Annotated in this window: 15 protein-coding genes; 6 read left to right on the top strand and 9 right to left on the bottom strand. The window is 71.8% G+C overall.

Annotated features, from left to right (window positions below):
• Nucleotides 1-51: 51 nt before the first annotated feature.
• Nucleotides 52-567 (bottom strand): MarR family winged helix-turn-helix transcriptional regulator, encoded by a 516-nt coding sequence (locus FFT09_RS07450; protein ID WP_244231267.1) that lies wholly within the window; start codon nucleotides 565-567, stop codon nucleotides 52-54.
• Nucleotides 568-714: 147 nt separating this feature from the next.
• On the opposite strand from FFT09_RS07450, the gene FFT09_RS07445 reads away from it, so the two are divergent.
• Nucleotides 715-2,157, top strand: a complete 1,443-nt coding sequence (locus tag FFT09_RS07445) for an FAD-binding oxidoreductase (RefSeq protein ID WP_138382238.1) — start codon at nucleotides 715-717, stop codon at nucleotides 2,155-2,157.
• Here FFT09_RS07445 and FFT09_RS07440 read toward each other — a convergent pair.
• The 3 genes from FFT09_RS07440 to FFT09_RS07430 all read right to left on the bottom strand — a co-directional run bounded on the left by FFT09_RS07440 (nucleotide 2,107) and on the right by FFT09_RS07430 (nucleotide 4,461).
• Complete coding sequence (locus FFT09_RS07440) at nucleotides 2,107-2,496, bottom strand: hypothetical protein (protein ID WP_138382237.1); 390 nt, start codon at nucleotides 2,494-2,496, stop codon at nucleotides 2,107-2,109. The two genes, FFT09_RS07445 and FFT09_RS07440, sit on opposite strands and share 51 nt — an antisense overlap.
• Nucleotides 2,497-2,580: 84 nt before the next feature.
• On the bottom strand, nucleotides 2,581-3,768 hold the full coding sequence (nagA, locus tag FFT09_RS07435; protein WP_176218298.1) for an N-acetylglucosamine-6-phosphate deacetylase: 1,188 nt from the start codon (nucleotides 3,766-3,768) through the stop codon (nucleotides 2,581-2,583).
• Between the two features lie 72 nt (nucleotides 3,769-3,840).
• On the bottom strand, nucleotides 3,841-4,461 hold the full coding sequence (locus tag FFT09_RS07430; protein ID WP_024877973.1) for an RNA polymerase sigma factor: 621 nt from the start codon (nucleotides 4,459-4,461) through the stop codon (nucleotides 3,841-3,843).
• A gap of 145 nt (nucleotides 4,462-4,606) precedes the next feature.
• Between FFT09_RS07430 and FFT09_RS07425 the strand changes: the two genes are divergently transcribed.
• Complete coding sequence (locus tag FFT09_RS07425; protein WP_024877974.1) at nucleotides 4,607-4,894, top strand: YciI family protein; 288 nt, start codon at nucleotides 4,607-4,609, stop codon at nucleotides 4,892-4,894.
• 31 nt (nucleotides 4,895-4,925) lie between these two features.
• Here FFT09_RS07425 and FFT09_RS07420 read toward each other — a convergent pair whose 3' ends face one another.
• Nucleotides 4,926-5,420, bottom strand: a complete 495-nt coding sequence (locus FFT09_RS07420; RefSeq protein WP_138382600.1) for a pyridoxamine 5'-phosphate oxidase family protein — start codon at nucleotides 5,418-5,420, stop codon at nucleotides 4,926-4,928.
• Nucleotides 5,421-5,422: 2 nt separating this feature from the next.
• Nucleotides 5,423-6,334 (bottom strand): SDR family oxidoreductase, encoded by a 912-nt coding sequence (locus tag FFT09_RS07415; protein WP_081192530.1) that lies wholly within the window; start codon nucleotides 6,332-6,334, stop codon nucleotides 5,423-5,425.
• A 119-nt stretch (nucleotides 6,335-6,453) separates the two neighbouring features.
• On the opposite strand from FFT09_RS07415, the gene FFT09_RS07410 reads away from it, so the two are divergent.
• The 3 genes from FFT09_RS07410 to FFT09_RS07400 all read left to right on the top strand — a co-directional run bounded on the left by FFT09_RS07410 (nucleotide 6,454) and on the right by FFT09_RS07400 (nucleotide 9,008).
• A complete protein-coding gene (locus FFT09_RS07410; protein WP_138382236.1) occupies nucleotides 6,454-7,284 on the top strand; it encodes an LLM class F420-dependent oxidoreductase in 831 nt (276 codons plus the stop codon).
• Nucleotides 7,285-7,421: 137 nt separating this feature from the next.
• Nucleotides 7,422-8,450 carry a class II fructose-bisphosphate aldolase gene (fbaA, locus tag FFT09_RS07405; RefSeq protein WP_024875678.1) on the top strand — a complete coding sequence of 343 codons (1,029 nt, stop codon included), beginning with the start codon at nucleotides 7,422-7,424 and terminating at the stop codon, nucleotides 8,448-8,450.
• 141 nt (nucleotides 8,451-8,591) lie between these two features.
• Nucleotides 8,592-9,008 (top strand): DUF3151 domain-containing protein, encoded by a 417-nt coding sequence (locus FFT09_RS07400; RefSeq protein WP_024875677.1) that lies wholly within the window; start codon nucleotides 8,592-8,594, stop codon nucleotides 9,006-9,008.
• 10 nt (nucleotides 9,009-9,018) lie between these two features.
• On the opposite strand, the gene FFT09_RS07395 is transcribed toward FFT09_RS07400, so the two are convergent.
• The 3 genes from FFT09_RS07395 to FFT09_RS07385 form a co-directional block, all read right to left on the bottom strand.
• On the bottom strand, nucleotides 9,019-9,723 hold the full coding sequence (locus tag FFT09_RS07395) for an HNH endonuclease family protein (RefSeq protein ID WP_138382235.1): 705 nt from the start codon (nucleotides 9,721-9,723) through the stop codon (nucleotides 9,019-9,021).
• Nucleotides 9,724-9,826: 103 nt separating this feature from the next.
• Complete coding sequence (locus FFT09_RS07390; protein ID WP_138382234.1) at nucleotides 9,827-11,098, bottom strand: lipase family protein; 1,272 nt, start codon at nucleotides 11,096-11,098, stop codon at nucleotides 9,827-9,829.
• A gap of 148 nt (nucleotides 11,099-11,246) precedes the next feature.
• Nucleotides 11,247-11,903, bottom strand: coding sequence for a hypothetical protein (locus FFT09_RS07385; protein WP_081192520.1), 657 nt, complete (start codon nucleotides 11,901-11,903; stop codon nucleotides 11,247-11,249).
• A 92-nt stretch (nucleotides 11,904-11,995) separates the two neighbouring features.
• Between FFT09_RS07385 and FFT09_RS07380 the strand changes: the two genes are divergently transcribed.
• Nucleotides 11,996-13,282: an adenylosuccinate synthase gene (locus FFT09_RS07380; RefSeq protein ID WP_024875673.1), complete on the top strand. Its 1,287-nt coding sequence runs from the start codon at nucleotides 11,996-11,998 to the stop codon at nucleotides 13,280-13,282.
• Nucleotides 13,283-13,347: the final 65 nt, after the last annotated feature.

The following is a 13,347-nucleotide window of genomic DNA, read 5'->3' as shown; positions in this document are numbered from 1 at the left end:
CGGTGGTGTCGGTGGTGTCGGCGGTGTCGGCTGTGTCGGATGACGGAGTGGTCACGAACTTTCCCCCCTGTCGGCGCGGTGCGGCGGGTCCTCACCCAGCGGTCCGCGCGTCTCGATGTCGTCGCCCAGCCGTGCGAGCAGGACGTTCAGCGTGCGGCGGTCTTCCTCGGGCCAGTCGGCCAGGACGCCCGCGATCCAGCGGTTGCGGTGGCGCCGGTTCTCCTCGAAGACCCGCAGTCCCTCCGCGGTGGCGGCGAGCAGTGACGCGCGGCGGTCCTCGGGGTCCGCCTGCCGCTCGACGAGACCGTGGTCCACGAGCGCGCTGCTCTGCCTGCTGATCGTGGAGATGTCGGCGTGCAGCGTCTCGGCGAGCCTGCTGGCGCGCTGGGGTCCGCCCTCGACGAGGTGGAACAGGATGGCGTAGGCAGCGCTCTCCAGCCCCTCGGGACCGGCCTTGGTGATCTTGGCCTTGGCGCGGTGGGCCAGCCGCACCAGCCTGATGAGCTGGGCGGCGAGCTGGTCGGGGCTGCCGTCGGGAACTCCGCGTCGCGGATCGGAAGTGGTCACGTCGTCGCCAGATGGTTGAGCGGTACAAGCAGTCTCGGAGAAGTCAACGTTGCTCCGATCAGGTTTCATCCGGCAACTCGTTCGGTTGTGACGGCCGACACCATTTCGGCGGATCACGCCGTGGCCGTCCCCGGTTAGCGTGACCGGATGGGTGACGCGAGACTGGTGGACCGGCTCCGCGACGCGCTCGGCCCGGAGGCCGTGCTCACGGACACCGATGTGACGGCGGGCTATGCGCGGGACCGGATGCCGCTGGCGCCGGCGGGCACACCGCTGGCCGTGGTCCTGCCCTCCGACACCGACGGGGTCCGCGCCGTGGTGCGCGCGTGCGCGGCGGCGGGCGTCCCCGTGGTTCCGCGTGGAGCGGGCAGCGGGCTCACTGGGGCAGCCAACGCCGTCGACGGCTGCGTCGTGCTGGTGACCACGAAACTCGACCGGATCGTCGACGTCGATCCGGCCAACCGGCTCGCGGTCGTCCAGCCCGGGGTCGTCACCCGGCGCCTGCGGGACGCGGTCGCCGAACACGGACTGTTCTACCCGCCCGATCCGTCCAGCTACGAGTGGTGCACCGTCGGCGGCAACCTCGCCACCAACGCGGGCGGCCTCTGCTGTGTGAAGTACGGCGTCACCGCCGACTTCGTGCTGGGGCTGGAGGTCGTGCTCGCCGACGGCTCGGTGCTGCGCACGGGCCGCCGCACGGTGAAGGGCGTGGCGGGCTACGACCTGACGCGGCTGTTCGTGGGCAGCGAGGGCACGCTGGGTGTCATCACCGAGGCCACGCTGGCGCTGCGACCGCTGCCGCACGCCCCCGCCACGCTGGTGGCGGCCTTCCCCTCGGCGGTCGGCGCGGGCGACGCCGTGAGCCGGATCGTGCGGGCCGGTCTCGTCCCGTCCCTCATGGAGATCATGGACGCCACGACTGTCGGCGCCGTGCAGCGGCACCTGCGCACCGACCTGGGTACCGGGTCGGACGACGGCACGCTGCTGCTGTGCCGGTCCGACGCGGGCACGGCGGCGAACGCGGAGCTGGCGGGGATCGAACGCCACTGCGCGGCCGCGGGCGCGACGCTGGTACACCACACCGACGACCCGGCCGAGGGCGAGCTGCTGATGCGGGCCCGCCGCGTCGTCCACGGGGCACTCGAGGAACTCGGCACCTGCCTGACCGACGACGTCTGCGTGCCGAGGACCCGGATCGCGGAGCTGATCACCGGGTGCGAACGGATCGCCGCCGAGGTCGGTCTCACGGTGGCCGTCGTCGGGCACGCCGGCGACGGCAACATGCATCCCACCGTCATCTTCGACGCCGCCGACGACGGCGAGTTCGACCGGGCCCGACGTGCCTTCGACGCCGTCCTCGAACTGGGACTGGCCCTGGGCGGGACCGTGACCGGCGAGCACGGCATCGGCAAATTCAAGCAGGAGTGGCTGCATGCCGAACTCGGCCCCGTGGGGCTCGACGTCCACCGGCGGATCAGGCGGGCGCTCGACCCGGCCGACCTGTTCAATCCCGGTTCGATGTTCGCGCCGAAGGCCGCGTCACAGCAGGGTGAGGAAGCCGAGTACGGACCCGGCCGCCATACCCAGTGAGGCGGCGAGGATCAGCGCCCAGCGGGTCGGCAGCGGCTCGGACCTCCGGCGATGGTGCCCCCGCGCCGGAGGGCGGGGATCGGTTTCCAGAGCCGCCCGCCGGAGGTTCGCCGCCTCGTCCCCCGCACCGGACAGCAGGCCGTAGCCGCCGGAGAGATCCACCATCGGCGCCGGGCGTGCCGCGGGTGGTACCTGCGGCGCCGGCTGGGCCGGTGGCGCCGGGTGCGCGGCCTGTGTGGGCGGTGTGGGATGCGGTGTATGTGGAGGATGCGCCGGGGGTGCGTACCGCGCCTGCGCACGCAACGCCTCGGACAGCAGGCGCTCCGGGTCGTCGCTCATCGACGCCCAGCGTAGCCCGGTTGCGCCGAGCCGACCGGGCGCCCGCCCACAGCGTCCGGATCGCGCGACCGCGCGGCCGTGTCGTCAGGCGCGCCTGGACCCATCGGCCGGCGGTGCGTGGCCGCCGACCCACGTGCCCCGCCGGAGCACGCCGACCGGGCGCAGGTCGTCATCCAGCACCACGGCGTCGGCCAGCAGGCCGGTTCGCAGCGCGCCCGTCTCGCCGCCGAGACCCAGCAGCCGAGCGGGCGTGGTGGCGGTCGCGGCGACGGCGTCGGCGATGTCGAGTCCCGCGCCGTGGACCAAATTGCGGAACGCGTTGTCCATGGTCAGCGTGCTCCCGGCGAGCGAACCACTGCCCGGCAGCGTCGCGACGCCGTCGGTGACCTCGACGTCGAGCCTGCCCAGCCGGTACGAGCCGTCGGCGGCGCCGGTGGCCGACATGGCGTCGGTGACGAGCACGGTGCGCTCGCGGCCCGCGTGCCGGGCGGCGAGCCGCACCACGTCCGGGTGTACGTGGACGAGATCGCAGATCAGCTCGATGGTGACCCGGTCGTCGTCGAGCAGCGCTCCCACCGGGCCGGGTTCGCGGTGGTGCAGCGGCCGCATGCCGTTGAACAGGTGTGTGGCCACCGTGGCTCCCGCGTCGATCGCGGCCGTGACCTGTGTGGCGATCGCGTCGGTGTGCCCGACGGCGACGATCACTCCGGCGTCGGCGAGCTGGCGCACCGCCTTGATCCCGCCGGGGAGCTCGGGCGCGAGCGTCACCATGCGCAGGTGCCCGCCGCCCGCCTCCAGCAGGGTGTCGATCGTCTCCGGGTCCGGATCACGCAGCGCACCGGGATCGTGCGCGCCGCACCGCGCGTGGGACAGGAACGGGCCCTCCAGGTGGACACCAGCGAGGTCACCGTCGGTGACCAGCTCGGAAAGCGCGGCCAGCTGGGACACCAGTTCGCCGGGCGGTGCGGACACGAGGCTCGCCACCAGGGTGGTGGTGCCGTGGGCGCGGTGGGTCGCGATGGCGGTGTAGGCCTCGGCGGCCTTCGCGCTGGTGAAGGAGCCGCCACCACCGCCGTGGCAGTGCGTGTCGACGAAACCGGGCACGACGTGGGCGCCGTGCAGGTCGACGTGCCTGCCCGGGGGCGGTGTTCCGTTGCCCGTGCCGCTGATCCGCTCACCCGAGACGGCGAGCCAGCCGTTGTCGAGGGTTCCCTCGGGACCGTGGACGCGGGCGCCGGTGAGGACGAGTTCGTCGGTGCCGTTCACGATCACATCTTATTGGTCCAGACCAAGAAGTGGGTAACGTCTGTGACGTCTTCGCCAGTGACGCTGCTTGCGTCCCGCCTAGCCCCGCGCCGAGTGCCCGTCGTGCATGGCCCGTTGCAGCGCCTCCAGCGCGCGACTCGCCGTCGACTTCACCGTGCCCCGCGAGATGCCGGCGGCCTCCGAGATCTCCGCCTCGGACATTCCTCCGTAGTAGCGCAGCACCAGTACCTCGCGCTGCCTCGGCGGCAGCTTCGACAGCGCGTTGACTACGGCCTGATGCTCGGTGGACAACATGGCCAGGCTCTCGGCCGACCGCGCGTTGACGGCGTGCGGCGGCACGTAGTCGCGAGCCGTCTTGCGGCGGCGCAGCACGCTGCGTGACCCGTTGACCACCGCCGTGCGCAGGTACGCCACGGCGGCGGTGGCGTCACGCAGCCTGCCCCAGTTGCGGTGCAGTCCGGTGAACGCCTCCTGCACCACGTCCTCGGCCGTGGCCGGTTCGTCCACCAGCAGGATCGCCAGGCGCACCAGCCGCATCCGATGCTGCCGGTAGAGGTCTTCCAGGGTCAGCGGCCCGGGCTGCTGTACGCGCTGCACCGGGGCGTCCAGCGTGCGGAGGTGGGTCAGCGTCTGTTCGACGTCGCGCTCCACTCCTCGCGCGGCGTTGCGGTGGCGCAGCGGCTCTGCGCTGCCGTGCATCCGAAACCTGCCCATCCTCGACGACTGCTGATCCGATCCTCCAGCAAGAGCGTATCCGCTGCGAAGGTCCGCACCCAACGGATGGGCACCACCACCTCCGGCGGGGGGCCACCCGCGCGGGGTTCGCCGGGGTAGCGTTGTCGGCATGGCGTGGTTCGTGGTGCAGCAACGGTATGTGCCGGAGGGGTTCGCCGCCGTGCGGCCGAGGCACCGGGAGTACCTGTCGTCGCTGGTGGAGGACGGCACGGTCGCCGTGGCCGGTCCCGTGGACGGCGACACCGGCGGCATGGTGGTCTACCGGGCGCAGGACCGTGAGCACCTGCAGCGGTTGCTCGACGCCGACCCCTACTCGGTGGAGGGCGTCATCGCCGAGCGCACCGTCCAGGAGTTCACGCCCGTACTGGGAGCGTGGCTGGGCACCGGGCCGCAGTAGGTCCGAGTGGGCCTGTGTCTAGTACGTGGCCCTAGTACGTACCGCCGAGTTTCGTGTGGTCCCAGCTCGCGATCCTCGTGGGAGTGCAGATCAGCCCCACGCGCTTGGGTGCCTGTTCGGCGACGACGGAGCGCAGCAGCTCGACCTCGGCCCCCGGCGTGTAGCGGTGGGCGAGCGCGAGCCCGATGTCAGCGACGGCCTCGGTGTCGGTGACCAGTTCGATGTCGCATTCCAGCGAGACTCCCCTGAGCTGGTCGTACGAGTCGCCCGACTCGATCAGCAGCGTCGCGCGCGGGTCACGCCCCAGGTTGACGGCCTTCTGCGACCGCGCGTAGGTCCAGCTCGCCAGCCGCAGTGGTGGTACTGGTGGCGTGGCGGCTGGGTCGGTGTCCTGCGGCACGTACCACAGCGCGGAGAGGTGCGGCCTGCCGTGCGGGCCCATCGTGGCGACGGTGACCACCGTGCGGTCGGCGACGTAGCGCACGAGTTCGTCTGCGGTCATGCGGATCGCGGCGCGGCGGGCCACGCTCATCGCCCTCCCGTCGCGGCCCGGCCGCCGTGCCCGGTGACGGCCGCCTCCCGCGCACCGCGCCGCTCGATGTCGGCCAGTGCGGCCCGGTCCGCGGCGGGAACGCGGGACCGCGAACCGAGTTCCACGATCGGGGGCAGGAACGCGCGCACGAGCTTGAGCGCCCCCACCCAGCGCGGCACGTGAATGGTCCTCGCCCGGCGCCGGACACCGGCCTGGAGGCAGTCGAGCGCGACACCGAGCGGATAGGTGCGGCCGAGCGGGCCGGGCATGGAGCCGCGCAGCCTGCCGAACACGGGGTGCGCGTCCGCGCTCTCCACCAGGTCGGTTCTGATCCAGGTCGGGTGTGCGACGCCGACCCGGACGCCGAGGTGGGCGACCTCGGCGCGCAGGCTGTTGCAGAACGCCTCGACCCCGGCCTTCGCCGCGGCGTAGTTCGCCATGCCGGGCGCGTGGGTGATCGCGGCCAGCGACGAGATCGCCAGCAGGTACCCCTTGCGGGCGACGACGTGCGGGAGCGTGACGCGGAACGTGCGCCACACGCCGAGCAGGTCGACCTCGAGGACGCGTTCGAACGCCTCCGGGTCCACCGACCGTACGAAGCCGGTGGTGGCGATGCCCGCGTTGGCGATCACGATGTCGATGCCGCCGAAGTGGTCCACCACGCCGTCCACCGCGCGTTCCAGTGCGGCCCAGTCGGTGACGTCGGCCTCCCATGCCCGCGCCGCGGTGCCGATGCGGTCGGCGACGCGCTGTTGCTCGTCGCGTTCGAGGCCCACGAGGGCGACCTTCGCGCCGTCGGCGGCGAGACGCTCGGCGAGACCGGCGCCGATGCCGCGGGCGGCTCCGGTGATGAGCACGACCTTGCCGCGCACGGTCCGGCCGGTCGGCAACGCGGGCAGCAGCGACATCGGAGTGCCTCCTCGGTGGCGGGGTGTCGGGACGCTACCGCAACTTACTCGAAGTAGGCTACTTCTCGGTAGGGTTGGTGGGGGAATGCGAGCCCACCGTGCTCGCGTTGTCACCCCACATGACAGTGAACCTGGGCACCCTCGGCCTCTGGCGCGCCGCGGGCGACCTCGACGCCGCACTCGCCGCCGACGTGGAACGGCTCGGCTACGGCACCATCTGGGTGGGTGGCTCGCCGCCCGAGGACCTGCGGATCGTCGAGACCCTGCTCGACGCCACGGAGCGCATCACCGTGGCCACCGGCATCGTCAACATGTGGCAGGCCGATCCCGTGGCGCTGGCCCGCTCGTTCCACCGCATTGACGCCAAACACCCGGGCAGGCTCCTGCTCGGCGTCGGCATCGGGCACCGCGAGGCCACCCGCGAGTACGCCAAGCCCTTCGACACGATGGTGTCCTACCTCGATGTGCTCGACGCCGAGGGCGTTCCCCGGTCCGCCACCGCGCTCGCCGCGCTCGGGCCGAAGGCGCTCCGGCTGTCGGCCGAGCGCACGGCTGGGGCGCACCCGTACCTCACCACACCGGAACACACCCGCTTCGCGCGCGAGACCGTGGGCGACGGCGTACTGCTCGCGCCCGAGCAGAAGGTCGTCCTGGACCCGGTGCCGGAGTCCGCCCGGCGCACCGCGAGGCCCGTGATCTCCCTCTACCTGGGGCTGACGAACTACGCGGCGAACCTGCGCAGGCTCGGCTGGACGGACGAGGACATGGCCGAGGGCGGCAGCGACGCGCTCGTCGACGCGTTGGCGATCCACGGCGACGCCGCCACCGTGGCACGGGGCCTGCGAGCTCACCTCGACGCGGGCGCCGACCACGTGTGTGCGCAGGTCCTGCCCTCCGACCTGGATCCGCGCCCCGCCTACCAGGCGATCGCCGAGGCAATGGAGGTCTAGGGAAAGGGGTCGTGCTCGTCATCCGCGCGCGGGGACCGCTGCTCGTAGGATGCGGTTGAAGGGAGGTGTCCCGGCTTCGGCAGGCCGCGCCGGAACCGGGGCCCGTCCGCCACGCGCCCGTTTCGAGGAGGACAACGATGCCCATCGCCACACCCGAGGTCTACGCCGAGATGCTGGACCGGGCCAAGGCGAACGAGTTCGCGTACCCGGCCATCAACGTGACCTCGTCCGAGACCCTCAACGCCGCGCTGCGCGGGTTCGCCGAGGCGGAGAGCGACGGGATCATCCAGTTCTCCACCGGCGGCGCCGAGTTCGCCTCGGGCCAGAAGGTGAAGGACATGGTGACCGGCGCGCGGGCCCTCGCCGAGTTCGCCCACGTGGTCGCCGACAGGTACCCGGTGAACGTCGCGCTGCACACCGACCACTGCCCCAAGGACAAGCTCGACGGGTTCGTCAACCCGCTCGTCGAGGTGTCGCGGGAGCGCGTGGCGCGCGGCGAGAACCCGCTGTTCCAGTCCCACATGTGGGACGGCTCGGCGATCGACCTCGACGAGAACCTGAAGATCGCCTCCGAGCTGCTGGAGCGCGCCGCCGAGGCGAAGATCATCCTGGAGGTCGAGATCGGTGTCGTCGGCGGCGAGGAGGACGGCGTCTCCAACGAGATCAACGAGAAGCTCTACACCGCCGAGGGCGACTTCCTGAAGACCGTCGACGCGCTGGGCTCTGGGGAGAAGGGTCGCTACCTGCTCGCCGCGACGTTCGGCAACGTCCACGGCGCGTACAAGCCGGGTGCGGTGAAGCTGCGTCCGGACGTGCTCAAGCGCGGCCAGCAGGTCGCCGCCGAGAAGCTCGGCCTCGCCGAGGGCTCGAAGCCGTTCGAGCTCGTGTTCCACGGCGGGTCGGGATCACTGCTGGAGGAGATCCACGAGGCGCTGTCCTACGGCGTGGTGAAGATGAACGTCGACACCGACACGCAGTACGCGTTCACCCGCCCCATCGCCGCGCACATGTTCTCGAACTACGACGGCGTGCTGAAGGTGGACGGCGAGGTCGGCAACAAGAAGGTCTACGACCCGCGCAGCTACCTGAAGAAGGCCGAGGAGTCGATGGCGACCCGGGTGGCCGAGGCCGCCGAGAACCTCAAGTCCGCGGGCCGCAAGCTCTGAGTGCCGGGTGAGGTGATGCCGCGAAGGCCACCCTCGCTGCACAGGACGCAGTGAGGGTGGCCTTCGCGGCACAGGATGCAGTGAGGGTGGCCTTCGCTGCACCCGCCGACCGGCGACCCGGGCATGGCGCACAATGACGGCATGACGCACGGCAACCTTCTCGAGCCCGAGCCCACCCGACTCCCGGACCGTCCCGGGCCGCAGGCGGCCCTCGACGCGGACACCGATCCGGCCGAGGTCGCGGCCGAACACCCCGACTTCAGCGAGGCGTGGGCCGCGCTGGCCGAGCGCGCGCTCGACGCCGGTGAGGCCGTCGCCGCCTACGCCTACGCGCGCACGGGCTATCACCGTGGTCTGGACCAGCTGCGCCGGTCGGGCTGGAAGGGGTTCGGCCCGGTGCCGTGGTCCCACCGGCCGAACCAGGGATTCCTGCGCTCGGTGGCCGCGCTGGCCCGCGCGGCGCAGCGAGTCGGCGAGGTCGACGAGTACGAGCGCTGCACCACGTTGCTCGCCGACTCCGATCCCGAGGCCGCGAAGGCCACGGGGCTCGCCGGGTAGGCGCGACGCCTCAGCAGCGCTGAAGCATGCTCTCCAGCTCGGTGCGCTCGTCCCGCTCCACGGTCAGTTCCCAGGTGTGCTTCACGTCGATCCACTGGATCGCGTACGTGCACCAGTAGTCCTCCGACGGCGGCTTCCAGTCCTCGGGCGCCTGGTCGCTCTTGGACTGGTTGACGTTGTCGGTGACCGCGAGCAGGTTGACGCCGTCGAGGTCGTTGGCGAACTCCTCGCGGCGCTCGTCGGTCCACTCGTCCGCCCCGGAGCGCCACGCTTCGGCCAGCGGCACCATGTGGTCGATGTCGACGTCCGAGGGGTCGGTCCACGTTTCCCCGTCGTACGGGCTGGTCCAGGTACCGGAGGTGGGGTAGCAGTCCGAGTCGACCTCGACGTCCTCCCCGTCGCGCCGGAGCACGACCTCGCGGGTGTCGCAGCCCTCGCCCTGCGAGCTCCAGTGCGGGAAGTGGTCGCGGTCGTAGCCGTCGATGCTGCCGTCGTCGGCCACGGTGAGCTCGGCCAGTTGCGCGCGGGCGGTGCCCTCGTCGCCGGTGCCCGCGGAGCCGTCCGTGGAGGAGGAAGTAGTACTCGCGGACGAGGCCGACGTCGTCGACCGATCCGAGTCGGCGTCGGCGCCCGCGTCGATCTGAAGCGAACACGCCGCCAGCAGGGCGGCACCCGCCGTAGCGGAGACGATACGAAGCGTACGCGAAAGTGTCACGCCTCGACTGTGTCCGAATCGGGTGAACAGATCAATACTTTCGGGTCGCTCGCCACCGTGCGGGGCCGTCCCCACGCGGACCCGGCCCCGCACGGTGTCGATGTCAGGCGCCCAGCACGCGGCCGCAGTTGCTCGCCGCGGGGTCGCCGTCGAAGCGCGCGGCCAGCCACGCCACCGCCTCGGGGTAGGCGCGCAGCATGCCGCCGATGTGGGAGGGCACGTACGAGGTCCGGAACGTCAGCGTGGCGCCCTGTTCGCACCAGTCCACCGCAAGCTGCCTGCCCTGGGCGTAGGGCACGATGTCGTCGAGCCTGCTGTGCAGGATGAACACCGGCACGTCGGGGGTGCGCTCGCCGATGAGCTGCTCGGCGACCACGGAGGCGTAGGGCTCCTCGTTCAGGTACTCCGCGAGCGGCCTGCCGTCCAGGGTGAGCTCGTCGGTGCGCTGGAAGGCGTGGTGCAGGATCGCGTCGGCCGTGCAGTCGTCGGACGCCTCGTCGAGAACCTGACGGCCCTCGTCGTTCAGCACATCGTCGAGGTCGACCTGCGGGTAGGCGGCCTCGATGCTCAGCAGGGAGAAGGCGAGAAAGCCCGCCGCGTAGTGCCCGTCGAGGGCCGGCGCCACCTCGGCGAGGTCGGCGGGCGGCGCACCGGCGTAGGCGCCCTTGACGTCGAGTTCGGGGGCGTACTCGCCGCGCAGCTCGGCCGCCGCCGCGGACGCTCCGCCGCCCTGGGAGTATCCCGCGAGCCCGACGGGCGTCTCCGGTGACAGCCCGGCCTCGGGCAGGCGCAGCGCGGCGCGGGCCGCGTCGAGGACGGCGTGGCCCTCGGAGGCACGGTTCACGTAGGTGTGCATCCCCGGGGTGCCGAGGCCCTCATAGTCGGTGATCACCACCGCGTAGCCGAGGGCCAGCAGCCCGGAGAGGAACGGTCCCTCGTACTCCAGGCCGAGGCGCAGCAGCTTCGACGGGGCGCAGTGGTCGCCGACGCCCTGGGTGCCCGGCGCGTAGCTGACGAGCGGCCGGTCGCCGTCGCCGCGCCACTCGGCGTGGGGCACCAGCACCGTGCCCGTCACGGCCATCGGCTCACCGTGGGTGTCGGTGCTGCGATACATCACGCGGTACACGTCGGCGGCCGGCCTGATGAGCTTCACCGGATCGAGGAAGAACTCGCTCGGTTCCGACCGGATCACATCGCCCGGCCTGCCCTCGGGCAACGGCGACGGCGGGGTGTAGAAGTCGGCGGTGCCGGTCGCGGCGGTGTCGGCGGGCTCGGTGTCGGCGTGCGCGGTGGCGCCCGCGGTCAGCACGGCGAGTCCGGTGGTGGCGGCGGCGAGTAGGGCGAGGCAACGGCGAGTCCGGCCAGGGGGAGGCATGGGCGCTCCTTGTGAATGAGTGACAGCGCTGTCCTGGCCGGATTCTGTTGCGACAACGGTCATTGTCAATGCGCTGGCGAGGTATTCCTGCGCAGGTCACGAACGGCGTGGTCGTTTTTGCTCCCGCCGTGACAGAAAACCACCGCGCTCAGACGGGGCGGATCAGCCGCAGATCCTCGGTGTGCCGGTACCACGTCCAGCGCTGCATCGACCGCGGGTACGCCACGCCGTCCAGCACCGGTGTGGTCGGCTCGCACCCGAGCTGGAAGGCGCGTCCCTCGTGAATGGTGCGGCGGCGCCGCCACCGGCCACGGGTGACCGTGACGACGAGTCCGGCCACGCCCGCGTGAACCTCGATCGAACTGGCGTCACCGCGCAGCGCGACGGTGTCGTCGCAGTAGCCGATGCCCCGTACCGGGGCGAGCAGGCCGCTGCCCGCGAGCACTCCGCCCGCGTCGTCGCGCACCAGCGCGACGGGCCGCGCCTCGCCCGTCAGCGCCAGGTCGAGGGCCTCGGCCGGGTCGGTCGGCAGCGCCCACAGGCGAGCGACGGCCGAGTCCCGGTCCGAGGGCACGTAGCCCACCGTCGTGGTGGCCAGCCGGTCCTTGCGCAGCAGCCGGAGCAGTACGGCGGCGAGGTCGGCGTCGGTGCCTGCCACCACGACCGACGGCCCGAGCAGCGGGTCGACCTCCCGCCTGCCCGGCCGGGCGGGCACGGGCTCCACCGGCACGCCGTCCAGCGCCCGGGAATCCGTGCTCGCTACCAACTCGGCCGCGTCTCCGCAAGCCAGCACCAGTCCACTCACGCCCGCTCCTCGGTTAGGCTCATGCACCGGCATCTTGATGCGCGTCGACCGTCCTGTCCGACGGTGCGAACTTCGATTACCAGGAGTGTTACATGCCGGCCATCGTGCTCGTCGGGGCCCAGTGGGGCGACGAAGGCAAGGGCAAGGCCACCGACCTGCTCGGCGACCGAGTCCAGTGGGTCGTCCGCTACCAGGGCGGCAACAACGCGGGTCACACGGTCGTGCTGCCCGACGGCCAGGACTTCGCGCTGCACCTCATCCCGTCCGGCATCCTCACGCCCGGCGTCACCAACGTGATCGGCAACGGGGTGGTGGTGGACCCGGGAGTCTTGCTGGACGAGCTGGCGGGCCTCGAGGAACGTGGCGTCGACACCGGCAGGCTGCTGCTCTCCGCCGACGCGCACCTGATCATGCCGTACCACGTGGCCATCGACAAGGTGACCGAGCGCTACCTCGGCGCGAAGAAGATCGGCACCACCGGGCGCGGCATCGGGCCCTGCTATCAGGACAAGATCGCCAGGGTGGGCGTGCGCGTGCAGGACCTGCTCGACGAGAAGATCCTGCGGCAGAAGGTCGAGGCGGCGCTGGAGTTCAAGAACCAGGTGCTGGTCAAGGTCTACAACCGCAAGGCGCTCGACGCCGACGAGGTCGCCGACACCGTGCTGGCCCAGGGCGAGCGGTTCGCCCACCGCATCGCCGACACGCGGCTTGAGCTGAACCGGGCGCTGGAGCGCGACGAGACGGTGCTGCTGGAGGGCTCGCAGGGCACCCTGCTGGACGTCGATCACGGCACCTACCCGTTCGTCACCTCGTCGAACCCGACGTCCGGCGGCGCGACGGCCGGTTCCGGCATCGGGCCGGGCCGCATCACCACGGTGCTCGGCATCCTCAAGGCGTACACGACCAGGGTGGGGTCGGGGCCGTTCCCGACCGAACTGCACGACGAGGCGGGTGAGGCCCTGCGCAAGTCGGGTGGCGAGTTCGGTGTCACCACCGGCCGGTCGCGGCGCACGGGCTGGTTCGACGCGGTGATCGGCCGTTACGCGGTGCGCGTCAACGGCATCACGGACTACTTCCTCACCAAGCTCGACGTGCTGTCGGGCCTGGAGACGGTGCCGGTGTGCGTCGCCTACGAGGTGGACGGCCGCCGGACCGACGACATGCCCATGACCCAGACCGACGTCCACCACGCCGTGCCGATCTACGAGGAGCTGCCCGGCTGGCACGAGGACATCAGCGGGTGCCGCTCGTTCGAGGAACTCCCGGCCAACGCCAGGGCCTACGTCGAGCGGCTTGAGGAGCTGATGGGCGCCCGGATCTCCGCGATCGGCGTCGGCCCCGGCCGCGAGGAGACGATCGTGCGTCACCGGTTCGCGTGAGCCGGATTCCGTCCCCGGGGAGTGCCGGGGACGGAATCCGCCGCGTCGCGGGCGGCGTCAGTTGC

This window comes from Saccharomonospora piscinae, assembly GCF_005862235.1.
Taxonomy (GTDB): Bacteria; Actinomycetota; Actinomycetes; order Mycobacteriales; family Pseudonocardiaceae; genus Saccharomonospora; species Saccharomonospora piscinae.
This window is presented reverse-complemented; position numbering and strand designations above follow the sequence as displayed.

Excerpts from the sequence above, each read along its gene's own strand:
- FFT09_RS07400 (WP_024875677.1), top strand. The coding sequence starts at position 8,592 with ATGACGCACGGCAACCTTCTCGAGCCCGAGCCCACCCGACTCCCGGAC.
- FFT09_RS07430 (WP_024877973.1), bottom strand. The coding sequence starts at position 4,461 with ATGCACGGCAGCGCAGAGCCGCTGCGCCACCGCAACGCCGCGCGAGGA.
- FFT09_RS07440 (WP_138382237.1), bottom strand. The coding sequence starts at position 2,496 with ATGAGCGACGACCCGGAGCGCCTGCTGTCCGAGGCGTTGCGTGCGCAG.
- FFT09_RS07445 (WP_138382238.1), top strand. The coding sequence starts at position 715 with ATGGGTGACGCGAGACTGGTGGACCGGCTCCGCGACGCGCTCGGCCCG.
- FFT09_RS07410 (WP_138382236.1), top strand. The coding sequence starts at position 6,454 with ATGACAGTGAACCTGGGCACCCTCGGCCTCTGGCGCGCCGCGGGCGAC.
- FFT09_RS07390 (WP_138382234.1), bottom strand. The coding sequence starts at position 11,098 with ATGCCTCCCCCTGGCCGGACTCGCCGTTGCCTCGCCCTACTCGCCGCC.
- FFT09_RS07380 (WP_024875673.1), top strand. The coding sequence starts at position 11,996 with ATGCCGGCCATCGTGCTCGTCGGGGCCCAGTGGGGCGACGAAGGCAAG.
- fbaA (WP_024875678.1), top strand. The coding sequence starts at position 7,422 with ATGCCCATCGCCACACCCGAGGTCTACGCCGAGATGCTGGACCGGGCC.
- FFT09_RS07415 (WP_081192530.1), bottom strand. The coding sequence starts at position 6,334 with ATGTCGCTGCTGCCCGCGTTGCCGACCGGCCGGACCGTGCGCGGCAAG.
- FFT09_RS07425 (WP_024877974.1), top strand. The coding sequence starts at position 4,607 with ATGGCGTGGTTCGTGGTGCAGCAACGGTATGTGCCGGAGGGGTTCGCC.